Source organism: Neobacillus sp. 114 (assembly GCF_030127045.1).
Lineage (GTDB): Bacteria > Bacillota > Bacilli > Bacillales > Cytobacillaceae > Neobacillus > Neobacillus rhizophilus.
In genome coordinates, this window is sequence record NZ_CP126144.1 from 5,120,184 (window position 1) to 5,143,785 (window position 23,602).

Sequence of the window (23,602 nt, forward strand, 5' to 3'; positions counted from 1 at the left end):
CAAATACAGGTAAAATATTAGGTGATTTTTAAAATTGGAGGAACATTAGATGCTAGGTTTGGTTTTTCTTATCGTTATTTTATTTGCTTTTTATTTATTTTATAAAACAAAATATATCCGGAGCAACCGTCCTGTTGAAAAGAAATGGCTTTCCGCTAAGTCCAATATTGCCCTCGGACTTTTTGTCCTTATGTTTGGGATTAATACCATCTTTCTTTCCACCTCAACTGCGTCTTATATCGTTGCAGCCATATTCATTATATATGGAGTCTTATTTAGTTGGGTAGGATTCAAAAAGTATAAGCATTACCATCGGTTTGCTATTGAAGAAGCTGAAATGCTTGAGGCAGAAAAATAATATAATTATAGCCGCTCCCTAAATACGAAGGAAGCGGCTGTTTGTCATGTTATCTGTCAATCAATTGGCACATCATCATTGCTTTTCCGACAAGAACGCCTTCATTAAATACTTCCACGTCTACCTTTCCAAACTTTCGACCTACTTCCAGCACTCTTGGATAGATTTCCAATGTACTTTCCATTTGAACGGGTTTAATAAAGTAAATTGTCATATTTTCGACGACAAGATCGCCTTTTTTATAGCTTCTCAGCACTCGGTTGGCGGCGTCGGAGACGATGGTCGTAAATACACCATAGGAAATGGTTCCAAGGTGATTTGTCATTTGCGGGGTCACTTCACAGGTAAATGCATCTTCCCCTTTATCTTTCCCCTGTAAAATTCCTATTTGATTGGTGACAATATCATCAAGAGTTACCCCCACCTGTGGCTGCCGCTGGTTCATTTGCAGTGCCTTCAGGACATCCTGCCTGCTGATCAGACCGTCTAGGTGATTGGAGTCGTCCGCTACAGGAAGTACCTCTATCCCTTCCCAGACCATCATATGCGCCGTTGAAGCAATACTTGTTTTACCGTTTACAGTCATAGGCTGCCTTGTCATTATTTTATCAATCGTTATATCCATATCCTGACCCAAAACATCTTTGCTTGTTACCATCCCCTGAATTCTCATGTTATGGTCAACAACAGGGTAGCGGCTATGTGTAGTTTGCTGGTTTAATTCATGCCACCTTGAAACCTTATCGGTTGATTTTAAATAATAAGTCTCCGATAAAGGTGTTAAGATATCTTCTACTAAAATTATTTCTTTTTTAATTAATTGGTCGTAAATCGCCCGATTTATCATCGTAGCGACAGTAAAAGTGTCGTAGCTTGAAGAGATTACCGGAAGCTCAAGTTCGTCTGCTAGTCGTTTAACTTGCTCCTCCGTGTCAAAGCCTCCGGTAACGAGTACGGCTGCTCCAGCTTTCAACGCAAGCTCATGGGCCTGTGTCCGATTTCCGACGATTAACAGATTTCCTGCCTCAGTGTAGCGCATCATCGCTTCCAATTTCATAGCACCGATCACAAATTTATTGAGCGTTTTATGCAGTCCCGTTCTTCCGCCCAATACTTGACCGTCGACAATGTTGACCACTTCCGCAAAGGTGAGTTTTTCAATATTTTCCTTTTTCTTCCGTTCAATCCGAATCGTGCCAACCCGTTCTATCGTACTGACATAGCCTTTATTCTCGGCTTCTTTAATGGCACGATAAGCAGTTCCTTCGCTGACACTCATTGCTTTGGCAATTTGCCTGACAGAGATTTTCTCCCCGATTGGCAGTCCATCAATATATTCTAAAATTTGTTCATGCTTTGTCGCCAAGACCTTCACCCTTTATAATCAAATTCCAATCTAACCGTATCCGAAAATGTCTCCAATTTCATTATAGAGTTAAAAAAGTCCTGATTCAATGCGGATTCTCTAAATAGAAATCCCGCTCCTTAATGAAAAGAGCGGGATTTCTTCTTTAATTGCCCCAATTGCTGCTTTAAGATTTGCCTTTTTGGTGTATAAAGAAGTGCGGTAAGATTTCCGGCAATGACCATTAGAGCAAATCCCAGCCAAGCGATTGAAAAGATTCCTTGCGTCCCCCCAGCAGTTACCGAAAGCCTAGGAACCGCAAAATACAGCATAAGTGCTGCCAGTAAAATACATAGTAAATATCTATTCTTTTTCATCTTCCTTCCTCCTTAACAGACTGCTTGTTTCATTTTTATGCTATAAGGAGGAAAAAAAGTAGTTAAATTTCGATTGCTTCACCCGGGTTTAACACTTTTCCATTTTTCTCTTCAAGTAATTCAATGAATCGATTAGGATCCTGCTTGATTGGCGGGAATGTATTGTAGTGAATTGGCACCACTGTTTTTGCCTGCAATAGCTTAGCCGCATAGGCAGCATCCTCGGGTCCCATTGTAAAATTATCGCCAATCGGCAGGAAGGCAACATCAATCGGATGACGTTCGCCAATCAACTTCATGTCGGAAAACAATCCGGTATCGCCTGCATGGTAAATGGTTTTTCCTTCACTGCTAAATAAAACTCCTGTCGGCATGCCGCAATAAATGATTTCATTGTTGTGTGTTGCGTAGCCTGAACCATGAAAGGCCTGGGTCAGTTTAACTGTTCCAAAATCAAAATGATACGCACCGCCGATATTCATTCCATGTGTTTCAACGCCCTGCCAGCTAAGATATGTAGTCAGGTCGGCATTAGCAACAACAAGTGACCCGCATCTTTTGGCGATAGCCACAGTATCACCGACATGGTCATTATGTCCATGCGTTAAAATAATCACATCTGCATGCACTTCCTCGGCCTTTAAATCTGTTAAGCTATTTCCTGTAATAAACGGATCAATTAAAATCGTTTTTCCATTCGTGTTAATTTGGACGACAGAATGGCCGTGATAAGAAATTTTCATTTCCATTACCCCTTTCAAAATTATATTAACTACTTCCATAAAAGTTTAGGAAATCCTTCCACAATATACCCATATCTTTTCTGATTTAGCACATCATAAGTTCAGATTGTTTACAATTAATTTTTCAATTGTTACTCTCAAATAGAAAATGATTTTTTAAGGGAGGCACTATTAATGAATCAACGAATTGAAAAGCTGCAAATCTGGATGAAGGAAAATGATATTCAAGTAAGCTTTGTTACTTCATCGGAAAATGTATTTTACTTAAGCGGCTACTATACAGACCCGCATGAACGATTGCTTGCTCTTGCTGTCTTTCAAGAAGAAGAGCCGTTTTTGGTTTGTCCGGAAATGGAGATTTACAATGCAAAAAATGCCGGCTGGCAGCATGAAATCATTGGCTTTAACGACATTGTCAATCCATGGGATATGATTGTAAATGCGATTAAGAAGCGCGGAATTGCTGTTGGAAAGGCAGCAATCGAAAAAGAACACATGAATGTGGAACGCTATGAACAGCTTTCGGAATTATTCCCAAATGCAGCGTTCATTTCTGCCGAAGAAAAATTAAGACTTCTCCGCATGATTAAGGATGCAAAAGAATTAAAAGCGATTGAAGAGGCGTGCGCCCTTGCAGATTACGCAGTTCAGTTTGGCGCCAGTGAAATTAAAGAAGGGAAAACCGAGCTTGATGTTCTTAACGCCCTTGAATACGCACTAAAGCAAAAAGGCGTAAAAGAAATGTCGTTTTCAACTATGGTGTTAACTGGTGCGAACGCCGCCTCTCCACACGGCAATCCAGGCATGACCAAAATTAAAAAAGGCGATTTCATCTTATTTGATTTGGGCGTTGTCGTCGACCGCTATTGTTCTGATATTACAAGAACAGTTGCTTACGGGGATATTAACGATAAGCAAAAGGAAATCTATGATACGGTATTAAAAGCGCAGTTAGCCGCATTAGAGGCAAGCAGGCGTGGTGTAACAGCAGCGGAAGTTGATTTGACTGCCCGAAGAATCATCGCAGATGCAGGCTATGGAGAATATTTTCCACATCGGCTTGGCCATGGACTGGGAATTAGCATCCATGAATATCCTTCCATAAAGGAAACAAACAAGCTTGTTCTTCAAGAAGGGATGGTATACACTATTGAACCGGGCATCTACGTTCCTGGTATTGCGGGCGTACGCATTGAAGATGATGTGTATATTACAGCCGATGGAGCGAGAGCATTAACAAAATTTCCGAAAGAGTTACAAATAATAAATTAACCAGTTTGGATTTTTTTAACATTGAACTGTAGAATGATTTGATGTAACATACAAATACAGGCTGCGTTGTACGTAACAATAATAAAGTTTTAACCTTTAAGCTGTTATAGGGAGTTTAAACATCGAAGCTGGAATGACAAGCCTCTGTCTATATGACGTGGAGGACACGCAGAAAAGCTTCTGAAAACACCCACTTTGAGGAGTGGTGGTTTAAAACTTTCTTATATGAGGTACGGCAAATGCGGCTTTTTAATTTGGGTCTTTCTCACCAGCTTCCATATGAAGCTGGTTTTTACTTTTCAATACAAAAGGGAGAACGCGCTTTGGCGCCCTCCCTTTTTTCATGTTCCTTACTGGCCAAGTAAGCCTTTTGCTTCTTTGTATTCCAGCCCTTGAGCCTCGGCAACCGCCTTATAGGTTACATATCCGTCTAGTGTATTGATACCTTTTAATAATGCTTCATTTTCTAAACTGGCCTGTCGGTAGCCTTTATTGGCAATCTGAACGGCATAAGGAACGGTTACATTTGTTAAAGCAATGGTCGAAGTTCTCGGAACAGCTCCCGGCATGTTGGCAACAGCATAATGGACAACACCATGTTTAATATAAGTCGGATTATCGTGGGTGGTGATTTTGTCGGTTGTTTCAAAAATTCCGCCTTGGTCGATCGCGATGTCCACCACGACACTCCCTGATTTCATTGTCTTAATCATTTCTTCCGTTACTAGCCTCGGGGCTCTCGCACCGGGTATTAATACCGCCCCAATTACTAAATCTGATTCCTTTACTGCTTCAGCAATATTATAAGGGTTTGACATTAACGTTGTGACTTCTGAGCCAAAAATATCATCTAATTGGCGAAGGCGGTCTGGATTCAAATCAATGATTGTCACTTTTGCTCCCAAACCAATCGCCATTTTGGCTGCATTTGTCCCCGCAACACCACCGCCAATAATTGTCACCGTTCCTCTTTGGACACCAGGTACACCCGACAGAAGGATTCCCTTGCCGCCATAAACCTTTTCTAAAAATTGCGCACCAACTTGGGCCGCCATTCTTCCTGCAACCTCACTCATTGGTGTTAACAATGGAAGGCTTCCGTTTGCCAGCTGGACCGTTTCATATGCGATACCAACCACTTTGTTTTCGATTAAAGCCTTTGTTAAATCGGGTTCAGGCGCTAGATGCAAATATGTAAACAGGATCAGACCTTCCCGAAAATATTTATATTCACTTGGAATCGGTTCTTTCACCTTCATAACCAAATCCATTGACCAAGCTTTGTCTGCAGATTCAGTTAATTTAGCCCCAGCCGCCAAATAATCATCATCGGTGAATCCAGACCCCAGTCCGGCTCCTTTTTCAATGTAAACCTCATGGCCGTAGTTTACCAAATTGCTTACTCCTGCTGGAGTCATGGCCACACGATTTTCATTGTTTTTCACTTCTTTAGGTACTCCAATTAGCATTTTCCATACCTCCCAATCTATTTGTTAAAGATGCCCTGCCATATTAGGCAAGGCATTCATATTTTAATAGTAATAGCCAGATGGATATCCATAGTATGGGTATCCATAACCGTATCCATACAGTGATAACAAGGCTCCTGGGGCCACCCCCGTCAAGAACGGGGCACCAAAGCCGAAACCGTAAGGGCGTCCAACTCCAAAACCGCCATATGGCCAAAGCTACCATGGTGAAATCCTCCGTGCTCAAAGCCAAGGTGAATCCTCGGGTCACTTGGGTCTGTTATATGATGGTTTATATCTACTATGGTATGATTGGGCATAATATTCATGACGTGATACGCTGCTTCTCTCCCCATTTTTTAAATTTCTTTCTCATAATTCACTAAAGAATATGCGTACGCGGTGGTAAATTCTTGGGTAAATGCCCTTTCCGGAAGAATTTCATAGACTAATGTACATTAATAAGGGCTGCCTAAAACTTTCATTAGCCTTTTATTTTAGTTATTTTCTTTAACAATTCACTGTGTTAATTTGTTATATGACTATTAATATAAAGGCTAATAGACAGGTCTGTTGATTTGCGCTCCAGGGGCTCGCTTTCCGCGGGCGTTGCGGGGAGCCTCCTCGGCGCTGAAGCGCCTGCGGGGTCTCTCCTGCACCGTACTCCCGCAGGAGTCTCGCCCCTTCCGCTCCAATCAACAGGTGTATTGAATAAAAACTTCAACTCACAAGATTAAGCAGCTATTTTCTTGCCCGAAGAACAATGAAGGACAAATCGAAGGAACCCAAGCAGGAAATCTCCCTCATAAGGCCGATGAAGGACAAAATCGAAGGTATTCAAACAGGAAATGTCCCTCATAAAGCCTATGAAGGACAAAATTGAATGTACCAAAGAATGAAATGTCCCTCATAAGGCTGATGAAGGACAAAATCGAAGGTATTCAAACAGGAAATGTACCTCATAAAGCCTATGAAGGACAAAATTGAATGTACCAAAGAATGAAATGTCCCTCATAAGGCTGATGAAGGACAAAATCGAAGGTATTCAAGCAGGAAATGTCCCTCATAAAGCCTATGAAGGACAAAATCGAAGGAACCCATGAAGGAAATGTCCCTCATAAGACCGATGAAGGACAAAATCGAAGCACCAATGAAGGTAATGTCCTTCATAAAGGTTACACATTTAGCAAGGTTCAAAAAAGTGCGTGATCAATTTAAAAGCAGCCACTAACTATTCCTCAACTGCTGAAAAATCTCCATTTGTTGCTATTGCCGTTCCTTCGCCAATAAAACCGCTGTTATAAGAATTCATAATTTGTTCACTTACCTCAATTGCCCCATTTTCATCAAACTCAAATGAAAATTGCTTATTCGGATCAAATTTAGTCATTTACCCCACCCCTTTTTATGTTAGTTACTTCATTATTGTTCGAAAAATTGCAACAGTTATTCGTTGTTAAATATTGTATAATCAAGGTGAGGAGATGATAATCATGGGACTTAAATATCAACATATTTTAGTAGCGATAGACGGGTCGAAGGAAGCAGATTGGGCTTTTAAAAAGGGAATTGAAGTCGCAAAAAGGAACAATTCCAGCCTTCTATTAGTTCATGTCATTGATACTAGATCATTTGCCTTAATTGAAGCCTATGACACGGTTGTTGGAGAAAGAGCAGAGAAACTAGCCAAGGATATGCTCGAAAACTACCAAAAACAGGCAGAGGATGCAGGTCTCTCTAATGTTCAGTATGAAATTGATTTCGGTTCTCCTAAAGTAAGAATTCCTAGGGATTTGGCTATGAAGCATAATGTAGATTTAATTATTTGCGGTGCAACTGGAATGAATTTGGTGGAAAGATTCTTTATTGGCAGCGTTTCTGAACATATTACCCGTTACGCGCCATGTGATGTTCTCATCGTCCGTACCTCAAAAGATATAGAATAAAGACATACTGCACGAAGCTAGATAGGCTTCGTGCTTAATTTTGAACTTTTTTGCGTGAATGCACCATAGATGTATAGTAAAATAAAATCAACCTATAATTGATTTTTGGAGGCTTCTATGAAAGAGGACTTTACATTCGACTCACGTCTTGGCATTTATATACCTGATTTACGAGCGGATTGGGATCAGTACAGCAAAGCAAATCAAGAAGCTATTCTCTATCATTGGGAACGGGTACGAGGTTCGATTCCCGACCGAATCGCGGACCTGGAACAGGAAATCAATCATAAGCAAGCACAGCTTGCAGATGAAAATGACTTCCCCCGCTCTTGTCAATTAAACACGGAGATTTCCGAACTGGCTTCCATCATCAATGATTTATGGCTTTGGTACCGGGCAGACCAAAGAGTTTCTGGAAAAGTTCATCACTAAAAAGATAAGGGCCATAACCTCACTGCTACGTAGTATTAAAGCAGGGCTGGGTAATGGCCCCTTATCATTTCTATAAATCTTTTTTAATTTCTTTTACGACATGGCCGATTTCGGGCAAGATCAGTTTGTTCATAGCGAGTTTTACAGCGCCGGAGGAGCCTGGTGTTGAGAAAACAGCTTTATTTTTAATAACGCCTGCAACTGCCCTTGAAAGTATGGCCGCAGAACCAATATCTTCTTGATAGCTCAGGATGCGAAAGATTTCACCGAATCCGGTCATTTCCTTTTCCAGCAGACTTTGAACCGTTTCAATTGTTACATCTCGTTTGGCAATACCTGTTCCGCCATTTGTCAGGATCACATCAATATCACTACGCTCACAGCCTTTCAGTATTTCCGCCTGAATGGGCAGAGCCTCGTCCTTTACAATACAGTATTCAACAACCTTGTGCCCTGCTTCTTCTAGCAAATCCCTCATCAATCTGCCGCTTTTATCCGTCTCTTTGTCCCGTGTATCACTAACTGTAATTACTTTGCAATTCACTTGAACCTGGGCAGATTTTCTATGTTCATGAATACTCATTCGCCAAACTCCTCTTTTTCTTTTAAATAACGAAGCTGATAGTATTTCTGAGCCAATTCCGTCACCTTTCTCGTCAGTTGATAATTGGCACCTGCTCCAATTGCCATACTGATAAGCGGAACCCCTTGAACAAGTTTTTTTCTGAATAATGTAATGACCACCGCTTTAAACAGCTGCTGAAGTGGCTGCTCAAGCCAGGTGATATCTGTTATCTCTTCTGTTCCTTCATAAAAATAAGGATTTTCATTCTGCTCCAATTCGGTCATTAAAGAGCCCCAGGCATCTTTTTTCATACTTGGCGGCAGCGTCGCTGTATGAAATACCTTTAAAGAAGTCATCAATTCATAGGGAGTGTTTACTTCAAAACCATAGGACATGGCAATTAATTGAACGACTCTTAAATTAATTACTGCAATGGCCGGAATATCCGTCCCAAGCAAAAGTTTCCCGCCGGTTCCTGCCAAACCACCCTGGATAAACGAATATAGACGATGCTTGGCAATTTGCTGTTCAGCTATGTATTGCAATTGATCGAAATCCAATTGCCTTAGGTTTTCTATTTTTTCTGCATTCTTGTTAAAAATCCTCGCGGTGGTGATGATTCTATCCTTTGCATCCATTTGAAGCTGGGAGCCTTGGATAATTCCGTGCAAATGAAACAGCCAGCTGTCAAGACCCGAAAAAAACTGCCTTTGAAGATTCTCTGGCAACATGGAGAAGGACCGGTCCAAATATTTTTCATAGGTTAGTTGAAAGTCGTTTGCTTCATAGCTTAATAAGTTTCTTTCCCAATGCCGGATTTCGGCTAATTTTTTTCTTTCCTGGTCTGTTAATGGCATGCTTCCATCCCACCCTTTGAAAACCTTTTTATTCAGTATATCATATTAAAATTTAATGATAAAAAGGCAAAAGCCGCATTATTTTAGCCTTTGCCTTTTTATTAATTAATGAGATGCCGCTAAGCGCTGCACGTCCCTAGCTATCATAACTTCTTCGTTAGTTGGGATGACCAATACTTTAACAGGTGAATGCGGATAGTTGATAAACGCTTCTTTGCCTCTTACCTTGTTGAGAGCAGGGTCCCAGTAAACTCCCATAAACTCCAGACCTTTTAAAACATTTTCACGAATCACATCGCTATTTTCTCCGATACCTGCTGTAAAAATAATCGCATCTACACCGTACATACGGGCCGCATAGGAGCCTAGGTATTTATGAATTCGATTTGAAAACACGTTCAACGCAAGCTTCGCTCGTTCATTTCCTTGCTTTGCCTCGATTTCTATATCGCGGAGGTCACTTGAAAAACCGGACACGGCCAGCATCCCACTCTTTTTATTTAAAACATCCAATACTTCTTCAGCCGTTTTCCCTGTTTTCTCCATGATATATGGAATAAGAGCAGGGTCAATATTTCCTGAGCGGGTCCCCATCGTAACACCGGCAAGCGGTGTAAAGCCCATGGAGGTATCAATCGACTTACCTCCTTGAATGGCCGTAATACTTGCCCCATTCCCCAAGTGGCAGGAAATTAACCGCAGCTGTTCAATCGGACGGCCTAATAATTCAGCAGCCCGCTGTGAAACATATTTATGGCTGGTTCCATGGAATCCGTACTTACGAATGCCATATTTTTTGTAATATTCATATGGAAGACTATAAAGGTAAGAGCTCGCAGGCATAGTTTGGTGAAATGCGGTATCAAACACCGCCACTGCCGGAACATTTGGAAGCGCCTGTTTGAATGCCTTAATTCCGGTAACATTCGCCGGATTGTGTAATGGGGCTAGCTCCGATAATGCTTCTATTTTATTTAATACCTCATCCGTAATGATAACAGAATCGTTAAATTCTTCTCCTCCATGGACGACGCGGTGGCCAACTCCGTCGATTTCGTTTAAGGATTGGATAATACCAAGTGATGTCAGTTTATCTAGCAGCATTTTAACTGCTACTTCATGATTTGGGATATCAAGTGTTTCTTGAATTTTTTCACCGTTAGCAGTGATATTGAAAATCGAATCATTCAATCCGATTCTTTCAATTAACCCTTTTGTAATGACTTCCTCTTCCGGCATTTCAAATAATTGAAATTTTAAAGAGGAACTACCTGCATTAATTGCGATTATTTTTGCCATTTGCTAAACGCTCCTTTTTTAAACCGAACTATAGACATATACCCACTTTTATTTTGTGCAAACCGTTCTTGTTTATCTCCCTCAACTTCACATTTAAACACTGAAGAACATACATTTCAAGGTCAATTTAAAGTGGCAGCGTTTTCGGCAAATAATAATTAAATTCCCATTTTTCTTAAAATAGAAAAAAGGTTATTTTAACATCACCCCAGGCTGTCGAACAACTTTTGATAGCCTTTTATTCACTAGTTTTAGGCTTTCAACAAGTCTGTTGATTTAGCGCTCCAGGCACTTCGCTTTCCGCGGGCGTGCCGCGGAGCCTCCTCGTCGCTTCACTCCTGCGGGGTCTCCCCTGCCCCGTACTCCCGCAGGAGTCTTCGTGCCTTCCGCGCCAATCAACAGGTGTTTCCAATAAAGACCATTACCCACAATAATTAATTAAAAATAAGTGATGAATTAAATGTTTAAGCCAAAAGAGTCTAGCCGAGTAAATAATTAATTTTTTCTATTGAAGATTAGTTCCAGATGTCCACCTTCACAACACACCTAGCAGGTTTAGAAAAGTGTGTTGCAATACATTAGGTTGTTTGCCTCCCTGTTGATTGGAGCGGAGGGCACTCGACTCCTGCGGGATATAGAGGTCACTGGAGACCCCACAGGCGCTATTGCGCCGAGGAGGCTCCAGGAACTCCCCGCGGAAAGCGAGTGCCCGGAGCGGAAATCAACAGGCCCCCATGCAGAAATAATCAATTAATTTAAAAAGCCGTAATTTAGATTTAGACAAAATAAAAAAATGCCGAGAAAAATACCCTTTCTCGACAATCTGAGGTGACTTTTAACATCACCCTTTGTTTTCCTGGAACCATTTTTCGATATTCACTAAAATTTTATCCATTTCCTGACGATTGGATAGACTTGGAAGATTGACAAGCAACGCCTGTTTTGGCGGCTTTACCTCCTCACCTTTTTTCTGCACAACCAAAATGCTTTTTGCGTCATTTTTATCACGGAACATGCTGTTTGGCAGCTGCATTAGCCCTTGAATGATTACCTCTTCCTTTAAAAACTCATGGAGTTGTCCAGCTTGGGGGCTCTCAAAAAGCCCATTAGGGATGAGGAAGAATAAATAGCCCCCCGGTTTCGTATGGCGGACGCTTTGCTCAATAAACAAATGATGCGAATAGGAATGACCCTCTTTCGCTTTTAGCTGGTAATCTGCTGCTCGAATATCATTTGGATAAAATCCAATCGGCAAATCCGCCACTACTGCATCAACTGATTCAATAAATAATGGTTCAAGGCTATCCTGATTAAAGAACTGGACCGGATGTTCTTGTAAATTTGCATTTACATAAGCAAGCTTTATTAAAAGATCATCAATCTCTACCCCAACAGCCGCAATTTCTTTATGAACATGGTTTAGTATCGTCATTAATAAATTCCCGGTACCAACTGCAGGGTCAAGCAAACGGAAGGATGGTATCTTAATAAAACGCTCAACCAAATACGCAATGAGCATCCCAACGGAATCAGGAGTCATTTGATGGTTGGGCTGAACATTTTCTTTCATGCCTTTCAGAATAACCAGCTGAAATGCCTTACGAATATCCTCATTTGAGTATTTCTCCAAATCTATCTCTTCATATTGCTTTTTCAGTCTTTTTAGCGTTAATTCACTTAGTTCTTCCTGAAGGATAGAGGCTTGGAAAAGATTCTCGCCGGTCTCCGCTAAAGCTTCCAAAAAAGAACAATCTAATTCTTCCTGTAAGACTAAAGCTGTTTCATTAAACATTGTAAACAATTTTTCAGTTGAAGAAATATTCATATTACACCTCACTATAAATGTAAACTTGCCGACTGGCGAGTCCGATAGGACGAAGACAGAGGCGTAGTTGAATTTATACTTTCCTATTAGCTAAAAAGGCCCCGCCGCGGCGGAGGCCTTCATTTAATTACTGTCCAGCTCCAGCGCCTAGGTGCTCGGGGTCATAAGCCAATCGGTCAAGAAGGCTAAAAAACAGCCTTCTCGCCGCTCGTCTTATGCCTGTCGCCCCTGTACACTAAGGAAAGCTCCTTCGAATAATCCTCGCAGGAACAAGCTGTGCTTGTTCCGAAGGCGCTTCCGCTTTTCTTATTACTTAGCGCTTTTTGCTGCTTCAAGAGCCGCTTCGTAATTTGGATGATTCGTAGCTTCGCTTACATACTCAACATATGTTACAGTATCGCTTGAATCAACTACAAATACAGCACGAGTTAATAATCTTAAGCCTTCAATTGCTACTCCGTAAGCTTCTCCAAAAGAAAGGTCACGGTGGTCAGATAAGGTTTGGACATTTTCGATGCCAGCTGCTGCACACCAGCGTTTTTGAGCAAATGGAAGGTCCACGCTTACAGTTAAAATTTTAACATTACCTAAACTGTTTGCTTCTTCGTTAAAGCGGCGTGTTTCTGCATCACAAACCCCAGTATCCAATGATGGAACGGAAGTGATTAAACGAACCTGCCCCTTGGTGTTGTCTAAAGTAACTTCTGATAAGTCATTGGCAAGTACTGTGAAATTAGGAGCTTTGTCTCCTACTTTTACCTCATTGCCTAATAGAGTAACCGGATTTCCCTTAAATGTAACATTTGCCATCTTTACATCCTCCTTTGTCTGTTCAAGTAAATCAGGCAATAAAACCTGCTCACTTTGAATATGTACAGAGTAAATATATCCTTTCAATACTATTTTTGCAATTATTAAGACTTTTAGAAAGAACACATTGGTAGAGCCTCCATCATGAAAAAAGTTAACCTTCCTAAAGTGGTTTGGAAGATTAACCTTTCAACTTATATATCAAAATCATGCTTTGCCTGGTTATTTTGATATTGCGGGCTGCTCTGCTGTTTTGCCTCATCCTTTTTCGCGAACATCTGCTGAATCTTGTCAACTGCCTGAGGCGCAAGCTCAAGGATTTTCTCATATAAGTGTGTGCTTTCGTCTAAATGAAGCATCTTAACCCCTTGTGAATTGACAATTAAAAAGGCAATTGGGGTAATCGATACACCGGCACCACTACCACCGCCAAATGGAAGCTTCAGCCCGCCCTGGCTTTGGCCCCCTTGACCGCCTTGTCCTTGGCCTTGTGATGTATCCATTTTGAACTCGCTGCCTCCCGCTGCAAATCCAAAGCCTACCCTGGAAACAGTCAGGATGACACTTCCATCCGGAGTTTCCACAGGATCTCCGATGATGGTGTTCACATCAATCATTTCCTTTAAGCTTTCCATCGCTGTCGTCATTAAACCTTGAATTGGATGATCAGACATAGCTGTCTCCTCCTCTTTCAAATTGATTTGGTTCTATCATTTGAAAAATTAGATTTATTTTTGAAAGGCGGTTTTCCCCCCTTCCAAAATTTAATCAGTTTTAATCCTGCTAAAATAGCATACCCGATTCGAAACTGAAAAATACATTGAAAATAAGTTTGGACTACGCTTCCTTGAAATTGAGGAGTTATGCTTAATTTTGGCGATGTTTTGAGTTTTAAATATTGACTGAGAACCCCGATAACCGATCCTTTCAATGTCCAAAGAGCTCCTGTCAAAATGGCTGTATGTGCTGCATCACCTATACCAATCATAGTCTGCCATTCAAATTCTTTAATACTTATTTTTTGTAAAAATTTCCTGATGATAATTTGAAGTCCCTTTACGTTTTTTAAGAGATCCTGGGTACGTTTCCAGTAGGACTTCACGTCTTTATTTGTAATTTGGGTCACCTTCGGTTTGGAACTTTCGGCATTTCCTGTTTCGGTGCTGCTTTTAACAACAATGCTCGGGGAATCTTCATCTACCTTGATTAATGGGATGCTTTTCTTATACCTAATAAGCCCAAACCAAATCCTAAACTCTACCTTTAAGTCATCATTATCATTGTGATGGAAATAAGTCAGCAGAATCGTCAGTTTAGTGAAAAGGATGAGAATAAATAAGAGAAAAAGAATTATCAGGGATGCCAACAGCCAGATCAACGTTTTCACAACCTTTCAACCTGCTATTATTTCCCATAGGAGAAAAAATAAACCTGCCGAATTGATTCGGCAGGCTGTATTATGATTCAGTATGAATAACGGTCGTATCAGTAAAAAGGTCGTGCAAACCTTGTTTTTTAGGTAAAAAGGCGACGGTTATATAGCCGATAAAGATCGTAGCAGAAATAAAGCGGCCAATCCATTCCCTAAACAAAACCGTCCCCCATGTAAGCTTTTCCTGATCAAGGTTTATGACTTTCAGTCCAAATACCATTTTTCCGAGCGTTTGGTTAAAAAACTTGGTCATCAATACAAAATATAAATAAAAGATCACTGCTGATGAGATAGAAACAGGTGAAAACATATTAAATTCAGATAAAGATATATCCAATAAGCGGAAAAGAGGATTAATTAATATTCGTTCTATACTGCCTACAACTATCAAGTCGAGCAGAAATGCCCAAAAGCGCATCCAAAAACCGGCGTATCGAACAGGCCTTACTTCATTCGTGTCCATCTGCTTTCCCCCTATTCCGCATACAGATACATGAGACGCGGTGAATTTGGTTTGGAAAGGATTTTCATCAAACCGGCCATTTCCGCACTGTCGCCTAGCCATTTTTGTGCTTGAAATTGAAACATGGAGGCAAAGCCAAGGTCATCCGTATAACGGACTACTTTTGCACCTTTTAGCTTTTCATTTTTCTTCATTTCCGAAATAACATCATCTAGGTATCCAAACCCATCAATCAGTTTCAATTCCTTTGCCTGATGTCCGTCGTAAACACGGCCATCAGCAATCTGTTTAACCTGGTCGATAGTCATCCCCCTGCCATCTGAAATGACTTTAACAAATCCGTCATAAGAGTTATCAATCATCTTTTGTAGGATTTGCCGCTCTTCCTCGGTCATTTCTCTTGTCGGACTCATAATATCCTTATACTTACCGCTCTTTATCGTGACAAAATCAACTCCGTATTTATCTGCTAACCCCTTATAATTGATTCCTTCCATGATTACCCCGAGGCTCCCTGTCAAAGTCTCGGGACTGGCATAGATTTTCTTAGCAGCGGTTGAAATATAATAGCCTCCCGAAGCGGCCATGGACCCCATTGAAATATAAACCGGCTTTTTCGTTTCTTTCTGAATTTCCTTCAGCTTATCGTGAATTTCCGCACTTTCAACGACGCCGCCACCTGGGGAGTTGACCCTGATAATGACCCCCTTCACGGAATCATCCTCTTTAATATGGTTCAGTTTTTTCATAAAGCCCTGATGATTATAGCCTGAGCTTTGCAAGAGCGAGCCCGTTTCTCCTGTATCCTGAATGACCCCATCCACATCGAGGATGACTATTTTCTTTAATTCGCTTCCAGCATCCACAACTTCTTCCGTAAAGGGTTCTTCCCCTGCGGCCATCAATTCACTAAAATCTGTTTTGATACCTTTAAAAGCAAATGCTGACAAAAAGTTAATTAGAATTGAAAAAATAAATAATGCCGCCGCAATTCCAAGTGCGGCCCAGCGCTTACCACTCATATGTATCCCCCTTTTTAACGATTTTGTTAAATTTCCCTAGCTGTTCTCATATTGTTTCAAAAAAATGCTAAACTAATTTGAGATTACTATTATTTTATCAAAATTTGGATTTTAACAGGGCTAATATGTTTTAATTTTTTCCAGGAGGACCGATATATGCCAGAAAGGCAAATGATTTATTATGATTATAAACACGATAACGATACCCTCATTAAAGCCGCCCCTCTTTTTGAGGCCACTGAGCGCTATGGATTTACGATTGTCAATGATTATCGTAAAGCAAATATTATTGCCAGTATCGGGGATGACGGAGCTTTTCTTCAGGCCGTCAGAAAAACCGGCTTTCGTGAAGATTGCCTATATATGGGGATATCCACAAAAAACAATTTAAATATGTATTGTGATTTTCGTATTGGCGAAGCCTCTAACATGATTAATGCCATGCTGAAAGAACAGTTGGAGGTCCGCCGGTACCCGCTTATCGACGTTTCTGTAGATGGGCAAGGAACTTTTACGTGTCTCAACGAATTCAGCATCCGCTCGTCAATTATTAAAACTCTTGTCATTGATGTTTTTGTGGATGATGTGCATTTTGAAACCTTCCGTGGGGATGGGCTGATTGTTGCGACACCAACGGGAAGCACTGCCTACAATAAATCAGTGCGGGGGGCGGTCGTTGATCCGCTTCTCTCCTGCATGCAGGTAAGCGAGGTTGCTTCAATTAACAACAACAATTACCGAACACTTGGCGCATCGTTTATTTTGAGCGCAGAAAGGGCTCTTACACTTAAAGTTGTTTCAGAGGAAAATGATTACCCGACAATGGGGATGGATAATGAAGCACTTAGCATTCGCCATGTTGATAAAATCAAAATTCAGTTAAGTAATAAAAAATTAAAAACGCTGAAATTAAAGGATAACTCCTTCTTTGAAAAGGTAAAGAGAACCTTCTTATAAAAAAGAGCGGCTGACTAAGTCAGGCGTTCAGGCTGTCGTGTAACTATCTACAGCCTTTTATTTTACTTATTTTCCTTAACGATTTACCCCGTTAATTTGTTATAAATTAATTAATTTAAGGCTTTTCAACAAGTCTGTTGATTGGCGCTCCAGGCACTTCGCTTTCCGCGGGCGTGCCGGGGAGCCTCCTCGACGCTTCGCTCCTGCGGGGTCTCCCCTGCCCCGTACTCCCGCAGGAGTCTTCGTGCCTTCCGCGCTAATCAACAGGTGTATTCAATTAAATCCTTCAACTCCAATAAAATAAGTGGTGAATTTATATTTAAGCCAAAAGAGTATATCCAAAGTGAATATGAATTTGTTTCTGGTTTCAAATGACCACCTTATTAACATAGGCTTCGCAATTGCCGATTTCGGGGATTAAATAATTTAAGAGAACAGGCTCTTCTTACTGAAGCCTGCCAGCATATGAAAAAGATTGCAACTCACTTATCAAGGATGGAAAATGTGTGTTGCAATACTTAGGTTGAATTGCCTCCCTGTTGATTGGAGCGGAGGGTACTCGACTCCTGCGGGAAATAGAGGTCACTGGAGACCCCGCAGGCGCCAAAGCGCCGAGGAGGCTCCAGGAGCTCCCCGCGGAAAGCGAGTGCCCGGAGCGGAAATCAACAGGCCCAGTTAGCAGGGATAAACAATAAAAGTTGGTAATTTAGGTTTGGACAAAAAAAATTGCCGAGAAAAATACCCTTTCTCGACAAGCTGAGCGTCTGACTAAAGTCAGGCGCTCTCATCTATTATATTGCTCTTTTTTCTTTTCTCCATTTAAACTGTTTTCCGGGCAATAGCTTTGTTTTGGATAGAGAGTAGATGGTTAATGCTGACCAAATGAAGATGAAGGATAACAATTGCACTTTTGAAAAATGTTCATGATATACAAATATCCCTAATAGTAAAGTTAAAGTCGGGGAGATATATTGTAAAAAACCAAGTAATGATAATGGAATTTTTTGCGCTCCCTTTGCAAAATATAAAAGAGGAACCGCTGTTGCGACACCTGCCCCTATTAAGAGCAAATCCGTGCCAATTCCTTTATGCAAAAACGCCATGGACCCGTTGATAAACAAATATCCTATATAAATAACTGCAAGCGGAGTTACTACCAGCGTCTCTAAAGTCAATCCAACGGATGATTCAACGTTAACAAGCTTTTTTACAAGCCCGTATAATCCAAACGTCAGCGCCAAAACAATGGCAACCCACGGGAATGTGCCATGGGAAATGCTGATGATTAATACGCCAATGGCTGCCAGCCCAAATGATATATATTGATAAAATGATAGCTTTTCCTTCAGGACAATCATTCCCAATAAAATACTAACTAGTGGGTTTATATAATATCCAAGGCTTGTTTCAATCATATGGCCATTATTGACCGCCCAAATGTAAGTAAACCAGTTTACGCTTATTAACAAGGAAGCTGCAATTAAAGCATACATTTGCTTTTTCCTTTTTGCAAATCCCCTTAATGTCTCAGTAAACAGCCCAATTTTCCTAGTAAAAATAAGAATAACAAGCATAAAAACAAACGACCAAACAACACGGCTGGCCAGTATTTCTTCCGCTTGCACGTCCCCTAAAAGTTTCCAATATATTGGCAGCAATCCCCAAAGCAAATAGGAAACAGCGGCATAGATAACCCCTTGCTGCGTTTCATTCTTATTCATTAATTCCGCATCCCCAATTCCTTCTATTCTCGAAATACTCTTTATTATAACTTGATTTAGGAGTGATTGGGGATTTTTATGCCTGACAAATTTTTCATGCATTATAAAGGCACACGGTCAAACCGTGTGCCTGGAAGTAATAAAATTTTATTAATTTTGGGCTGCTTCAAATTCTTTTTGACGCAGCTCGACTCTTCGAATTTTTCCAGAAGTGGTCTTTGGAAGTTCTGGAATATACTCTATTTTTCTTGGATACTTATATGGTGCTGTCAGCGTTTTGACATGCTCCTGAAGGGTTTTTGTCAATTCAGGATCAGCTTGGTTCACATTCTCTGTTAGAACGACAAAGGCTTTAACGATATTTCCACGGACTTCATCTGGACTTGCCACAACTGCACATTCTTTAACAAACGGGTGCTTAACAAGGGCATCCTCCACTTCGAATGGTCCAATCGTATAGCCGGAGCTGATAATGATATCATCGCCTCGTCCTTCAAACCAAAAATAGCCGTCTTCATCCATTTTCGCTTTATCTCCGGTGACATAATAATCACCGCGGAACTGCATGGCTGTTCTTTCTGGATCTTTATAGTAGTTTTTAAACAGGGCAGGGGTTTCGACGTGTACAGCAATATCGCCTACTTCACCGACGCCGCAAACTTGACCTTCTTCATTAATGATTTCAACGCGATTGCCAGGCGTTGGTTTGCCCATGGAACCAGGTTTCAACTCCATACCTTTTGTAACTCCAACAAGCAATGTATTTTCTGTTTGACCATAGCCATCTCGAACATCCAAATGGAAATATTTACGGAATGTATCAATAACCTCACGATTTAGTGGTTCGCCAGCAGATACAGCACTATGAAGATTTGGCAGCTGATAGTCTGCTAAATTATCAACCTTCGCCATTAAACGATATTCAGTTGGTGTACAGCATAGTACATTGACGTCATATCTCTGAAGAAGGCTTAAATATTTTTTCGGCTCAAATTTGCCGTTGTAAACGAATCCTGTTGCCCCTGACCCTAATACCGACAGGAATGGACTCCAAATCCACTTTTGCCACCCAGGGCCGGCAGTCGCCCAAACAGTATCGCTTTCTTCTATGCAAAGCCATTTGGCTGCTGCTGTCCGTAAGTGTGCAAAAGCCCATCCATGCGTGTGAACAACCCCTTTAGGGTTGCCTGTTGTACCAGAGGTATAGGATAAGAAAGCCATATCATCACGGTTGGTTTCCGCAAGTGGAAGTTCATCTGATGCTTCTTTCATTTCAGCATCCAATCGTTTCCACCCATCCACGTCGGCCCCGATTGTAAACCTGACTAGTTTTTGTACTTCTGCAATTTCTTTAAATTGATCGACATATGGAAAATAGCTAATGATTGCTTTTACATCTCCATGGGTAATACGGTACTGAAGGTCCTTTTCCCTTAGCATTTCCGAGCTTGGGATTACAACCATACCTGCTTTTAATGCAGCCAGATAGACAACGTATGCTTCAATCAGCCGCGGGACTATGACAAGAACTACATCACCTTTTTGTAATCCATTCTGGGCAAAGACATTGCCGGCTTGATTTACTTGCTTCATTAAATTTTCATATGTAATCTCTTTGGTTTCACCTGATTCATTTTCCCATTTAAGAGCTAATTTGTGTGGGTCCTTCGCAAACCGCTCAACCTCGGCTACAAGATTGTATTTCTCCGGTGCAATTAAATCTTCACGCTTCATTAATATCCCCTCCACTTGGTAACAATGTATTATATTTGATGTTATTACCTAGTCCTAATTATACGCCCTTTTCTGAAAAATAAAAAGAGAGAGCGAGAAAAAATCCCGCTCTCTGTAGCCATTATATTCTTTTTTAATTAACGAGCAAATCCGCCGCCTAATTGTGATTCAGCCATTGATACAAGACGCTTAGTGATTTCACCACCAACAGATCCGTTAGCGCGTGAAGTAGTGTCTGCACCAAGGTTTACGCCAAATTCTTGAGCGATTTCATACTTCATTTGGTCTAGAGCCTGTTGAGCTCCATTTACTAGCAATTGGTTAGAGCTGTTATTGTTAGCCATCTATACTCACCTCCTTGTGAGTATAGAATGTGTAGAACCCCTAAGCTTCATGCAAATTTAGAATTGGTAAATGTTCACAAAATATTCTTAAATACGTTTAAAATAATTCACTGAATTCCGAGTGAGGTTCACGGTCAGGTTTTATGACAAGCGTTTCAACTTCCTGTACAGCCTCTTGGATTAATGGTTCAAAATCGAAATAACTTTCGTATTGATTCACTTTTTCTCTTTTTGGCTTTGTTTTTGGTGAAGCTGGCACAAAAATAGTGCAGCAATCTTCATACGGCCGATTTGAAATTTCAAGTGTATCAATTTCACTCGCGATTTTAATAATATCCGTTTTGTCCATCGAAATCAAGGGACGTAAAATCGGTGTATTTGTCACTTCATTAATCGCATACATGCTCTCAAGTGTTTGGCTGGCAACCTGGCCAAGGCTTTCGCCAGTAATTATGGCCAACCCCTCTTGTTTTTTGCGTATTTCATCCGTAATGCGGAGCATCATTCTTCTTGTCGAAGTCATCGTATAATTTTCAGGCACCTGTTCGCGGATGGCCTGCTGAACATCAGTAAATGGCACAATATGAAGCTTTATTGAGCCGCCTGCCATCTCGGCCAGTTTTTTTGAAAGGTCAATAACTTTTTCTTTTGCTCGTTCACTAGTAAACGGCGGACTGAAAAAATGAACTGCTTCAATTTCCAGGCCCCGCTTCATTGCCATATATCCCGCTACCGGGCTATCAATTCCTCCGGAAAGCATCAACATGGCTTTTCCGCTTGATTCTGAAGGAAGTCCGCCCGCTCCCTTTATCGTTTCGCAGGACAAATAAACGGCCTCTTTACGTACCTCTACCCGTAAATTAATATCCGGATTTCGAACATCCACCTTAATCCCTGGTATGTTTGTTAATAAATGGCCGCCTATGGCATTATTGATTTCATCTGTATTCAGATCAAAGGTTTTATCTGATCTTTTGGCTGTTACCTTAAAGGTTTGCCCCTTTAAATAGAGAGACTTTACTAATGTTAAAGACGCTTCTTTAATGGACTCCATTTCCCGCTCGACCTTTATGGCCGGGCTGAAGGACTGAATCCCAAATATATTCTTTAATTTTTTGATGATTTCGATCCCGTTTTCTCCATTTAATAGGACATACATCCGGTCGCGGCTAGCTTCAATTTTGATATTTGGAAACGGGGTCAGGGCAATTCTCACACTTTTTCTAAGTTTATCAACAAACTTATTGCGATTTCGTCCCTTAGTAGATATCTCCCCGTAGCGGATTAATATACGGTCATAATTCATTTATTCATTACCCTTCCTAAATGTTTTACTGTTTTTTCTATCTCTAAGATTGCCTTCCTTGCTTCTTCTTCTGTATTGTCAAAGGAAAGGCTGATTCTTATTGCACTTTCAGCAAGTTCTTCAGGCACTCCCATTTGAAGCAAAGTATTGCTAGGTGCCTTCTTTTTTGAAGAGCATGCACTCGTGGTTGATACAAAAATGTTTTTCTGCTCAAGAGCATGAATGAACACTTCTGATTTGATCCCTTTTAAAGAAAAATTTAAAATATGCGGTGCTGAGTTTTCTATCGGAGTATTGATTTGAATCTTTTCAATTTCATTTAACTTATTTCTTAACAGGTTTTTAAGCTCAACCATGTTCTTCATTGCTTCAGCACTTTTATCCAGTGTCATCCTGAGTGCTTTTGCCATGGCAACCGCACCGGCGACATTTTCCGTACCACTGCGGATCTTCCGTTCCTGATTTCCTCCGGAAAAAAGCGGTACTATCCTGACTCCTTCACGAATAAAAAGGGCACCAGTCCCCTTCAATCCGTGGATTTTATGAGCCGATATGGATAATAAATCTATCCTGCTTTCGTATATGTCTACAGGAACCTTGCCGATTCCCTGAACCGCATCGACGTGGAATATAACGGATGGGTGGCTTTTTAACATGTGGCCTATTTCCTTAATGGGCTGAATCGTGCCAACCTCATTATTGACCTGCATGATAGAAACCAAAATGGTATCTTTTCTAATCGAGCTTTTTACATCCTCAACAGATACACGCCCAGCCTTATCTACAGGGAGGCGGGTTATTTCAAAGCCTTCCTGCTCAAGCTGCTCCATTGCAGTTAGAACGGATGGATGTTCCACGCTTGATGTAATCAGGTGGCGCCCCCTGTTTCGGTTACCTAAAGCTGCTCCTTTAATGGCAAGATTATTGCTTTCTGTACCACCTGAGGTAAAATATAATTCGTTCGGTTTAACCCCAATAAGCTTGGCTGATTGTTCTCTTGCCTGGGAAAGAAGCTTTTCTGCCTGTCCCCCGAAACTGTGCAATGATGAGGGATTCCCAAAATATTCACTTGAAACAGTTAGAAATGAGTTTAATACTTCCTTATATGGTTTAGTCGTTGCACTATTATCAAAATAAATCATGGTTTACAACCTTCCTTTAACACCACTTTGCCGAAATAAATCTTACCATAAATTATTATTTTGAAAAAGCAAATGAAAACTAGCCGATTGGCGAGTCCGATAGGACGGTTCATGAGGCGTAGTTGAATTTATGCGTAAAGATAGTATAAAGCTTTCGACAGAAAGTTTATGCTTTCTTATTAG

Annotated in this window: 24 protein-coding genes and 1 other RNA gene; 6 read left to right on the forward strand and 19 right to left on the reverse strand. The window is 40.9% G+C overall.

Annotated elements, in window-relative coordinates:
• Positions 1–49 precede the first annotated feature (49 nt).
• A complete protein-coding gene (locus tag QNN06_RS25115; protein WP_213119914.1) occupies positions 50–358 on the forward strand; it encodes a YtpI family protein in 309 nt (102 codons plus the stop codon).
• Positions 359–407: 49 nt separating this feature from the next.
• Here the strand turns inward: QNN06_RS25115 and QNN06_RS25120 are convergent, their stop codons facing one another.
• From QNN06_RS25120 to QNN06_RS25130, 3 genes are all read right to left on the reverse strand, one after another.
• On the reverse strand, positions 408–1,724 hold the full coding sequence (locus QNN06_RS25120; RefSeq protein WP_213119913.1) for a CBS domain-containing protein: 1,317 nt from the start codon (positions 1,722–1,724) through the stop codon (positions 408–410).
• 119 nt (positions 1,725–1,843) lie between these two features.
• The gene (locus QNN06_RS25125) at positions 1,844–2,080 is read right to left on the reverse strand and encodes a hypothetical protein (protein WP_213119912.1); all 237 of its coding nucleotides are present in this window, start codon (positions 2,078–2,080) and stop codon (positions 1,844–1,846) included.
• A 62-nt stretch (positions 2,081–2,142) separates the two neighbouring features.
• Positions 2,143–2,823 carry a metal-dependent hydrolase gene (locus QNN06_RS25130; RefSeq protein ID WP_284036153.1) on the reverse strand — a complete coding sequence of 227 codons (681 nt, stop codon included), beginning with the start codon at positions 2,821–2,823 and terminating at the stop codon, positions 2,143–2,145.
• Positions 2,824–2,997: 174 nt separating this feature from the next.
• Here QNN06_RS25130 and QNN06_RS25135 point away from each other — a divergent pair, with 174 nt between their 5' ends.
• Positions 2,998–4,095, forward strand: coding sequence for a M24 family metallopeptidase (locus QNN06_RS25135; protein ID WP_284036154.1), 1,098 nt, complete (start codon positions 2,998–3,000; stop codon positions 4,093–4,095).
• Between the two features lie 55 nt (positions 4,096–4,150).
• A non-coding RNA gene (gene ssrS / locus QNN06_RS25140) (6S RNA) lies at positions 4,151–4,347 on the forward strand.
• Between the two features lie 98 nt (positions 4,348–4,445).
• Here the strand turns inward: ssrS and ald are convergent.
• A complete protein-coding gene (ald, locus tag QNN06_RS25145; protein WP_284036155.1) occupies positions 4,446–5,564 on the reverse strand; it encodes an alanine dehydrogenase in 1,119 nt (372 codons plus the stop codon).
• 1,231 nt (positions 5,565–6,795) lie between these two features.
• A complete protein-coding gene (locus tag QNN06_RS25150; protein WP_284036156.1) occupies positions 6,796–6,954 on the reverse strand; it encodes a hypothetical protein in 159 nt (52 codons plus the stop codon).
• 103 nt (positions 6,955–7,057) lie between these two features.
• On the opposite strand from QNN06_RS25150, the gene QNN06_RS25155 reads away from it, so the two are divergent.
• Together QNN06_RS25155 and QNN06_RS25160 are read left to right on the forward strand one after the other, a co-directional pair.
• Complete coding sequence (locus tag QNN06_RS25155) at positions 7,058–7,510, forward strand: universal stress protein (RefSeq protein ID WP_213119907.1); 453 nt, start codon at positions 7,058–7,060, stop codon at positions 7,508–7,510.
• A gap of 117 nt (positions 7,511–7,627) precedes the next feature.
• Positions 7,628–7,942: a hypothetical protein gene (locus QNN06_RS25160; protein ID WP_284036157.1), complete on the forward strand. Its 315-nt coding sequence runs from the start codon at positions 7,628–7,630 to the stop codon at positions 7,940–7,942.
• A gap of 70 nt (positions 7,943–8,012) precedes the next feature.
• Here the strand turns inward: QNN06_RS25160 and QNN06_RS25165 are convergent, their stop codons facing one another.
• The 9 genes from QNN06_RS25165 to sppA form a co-directional block, all read right to left on the reverse strand.
• On the reverse strand, positions 8,013–8,525 hold the full coding sequence (locus tag QNN06_RS25165) for a MogA/MoaB family molybdenum cofactor biosynthesis protein (RefSeq protein ID WP_284036158.1): 513 nt from the start codon (positions 8,523–8,525) through the stop codon (positions 8,013–8,015).
• The gene (locus QNN06_RS25170) at positions 8,522–9,364 is read right to left on the reverse strand and encodes an EcsC family protein (protein WP_213119904.1); all 843 of its coding nucleotides are present in this window, start codon (positions 9,362–9,364) and stop codon (positions 8,522–8,524) included. The genes QNN06_RS25165 and QNN06_RS25170 overlap by 4 nt, the downstream gene beginning before the upstream one ends.
• A gap of 105 nt (positions 9,365–9,469) precedes the next feature.
• Positions 9,470–10,663, reverse strand: a complete 1,194-nt coding sequence (locus tag QNN06_RS25175) for an acetate kinase (protein WP_217037251.1) — start codon at positions 10,661–10,663, stop codon at positions 9,470–9,472.
• An 841-nt stretch (positions 10,664–11,504) separates the two neighbouring features.
• Positions 11,505–12,488: a class I SAM-dependent methyltransferase gene (locus tag QNN06_RS25180; protein ID WP_284036159.1), complete on the reverse strand. Its 984-nt coding sequence runs from the start codon at positions 12,486–12,488 to the stop codon at positions 11,505–11,507.
• Between the two features lie 309 nt (positions 12,489–12,797).
• A complete protein-coding gene (gene tpx, locus QNN06_RS25185) occupies positions 12,798–13,298 on the reverse strand; it encodes a thiol peroxidase (protein WP_213119901.1) in 501 nt (166 codons plus the stop codon).
• Positions 13,299–13,492: 194 nt separating this feature from the next.
• A complete protein-coding gene (gene ytfJ / locus QNN06_RS25190; RefSeq protein WP_213119900.1) occupies positions 13,493–13,972 on the reverse strand; it encodes a GerW family sporulation protein in 480 nt (159 codons plus the stop codon).
• Positions 13,973–13,989: 17 nt separating this feature from the next.
• Positions 13,990–14,685, reverse strand: a complete 696-nt coding sequence (locus QNN06_RS25195) for a DUF2953 domain-containing protein (protein WP_284036160.1) — start codon at positions 14,683–14,685, stop codon at positions 13,990–13,992.
• Between the two features lie 70 nt (positions 14,686–14,755).
• Positions 14,756–15,193, reverse strand: coding sequence for an RDD family protein (locus QNN06_RS25200; RefSeq protein ID WP_217037253.1), 438 nt, complete (start codon positions 15,191–15,193; stop codon positions 14,756–14,758).
• An 11-nt stretch (positions 15,194–15,204) separates the two neighbouring features.
• Positions 15,205–16,215 (reverse strand): signal peptide peptidase SppA, encoded by a 1,011-nt coding sequence (gene sppA, locus QNN06_RS25205; RefSeq protein ID WP_213119898.1) that lies wholly within the window; start codon positions 16,213–16,215, stop codon positions 15,205–15,207.
• Positions 16,216–16,371: 156 nt separating this feature from the next.
• Here sppA and QNN06_RS25210 point away from each other — a divergent pair, with 156 nt between their 5' ends.
• Positions 16,372–17,172 carry an NAD kinase gene (locus QNN06_RS25210; protein WP_217037254.1) on the forward strand — a complete coding sequence of 267 codons (801 nt, stop codon included), beginning with the start codon at positions 16,372–16,374 and terminating at the stop codon, positions 17,170–17,172.
• A gap of 791 nt (positions 17,173–17,963) precedes the next feature.
• Here the strand turns inward: QNN06_RS25210 and rarD are convergent.
• From rarD to QNN06_RS25235, 5 genes are all read right to left on the reverse strand, one after another.
• On the reverse strand, positions 17,964–18,893 hold the full coding sequence (gene rarD, locus QNN06_RS25215) for an EamA family transporter RarD (protein WP_217037255.1): 930 nt from the start codon (positions 18,891–18,893) through the stop codon (positions 17,964–17,966).
• A 150-nt stretch (positions 18,894–19,043) separates the two neighbouring features.
• Positions 19,044–20,627, reverse strand: coding sequence for an acyl-CoA synthetase MbcS (mbcS, locus tag QNN06_RS25220; RefSeq protein ID WP_284036161.1), 1,584 nt, complete (start codon positions 20,625–20,627; stop codon positions 19,044–19,046).
• Positions 20,628–20,764: 137 nt separating this feature from the next.
• A complete protein-coding gene (locus QNN06_RS25225) occupies positions 20,765–20,971 on the reverse strand; it encodes an alpha/beta-type small acid-soluble spore protein (protein ID WP_213119894.1) in 207 nt (68 codons plus the stop codon).
• Positions 20,972–21,068: 97 nt separating this feature from the next.
• Positions 21,069–22,277, reverse strand: coding sequence for a tRNA uracil 4-sulfurtransferase ThiI (gene thiI / locus QNN06_RS25230; RefSeq protein ID WP_284036162.1), 1,209 nt, complete (start codon positions 22,275–22,277; stop codon positions 21,069–21,071).
• A complete protein-coding gene (locus QNN06_RS25235) occupies positions 22,274–23,419 on the reverse strand; it encodes a cysteine desulfurase family protein (RefSeq protein WP_284036163.1) in 1,146 nt (381 codons plus the stop codon). The genes thiI and QNN06_RS25235 overlap by 4 nt, the downstream gene beginning before the upstream one ends.
• Positions 23,420–23,602 lie beyond the last annotated feature (183 nt).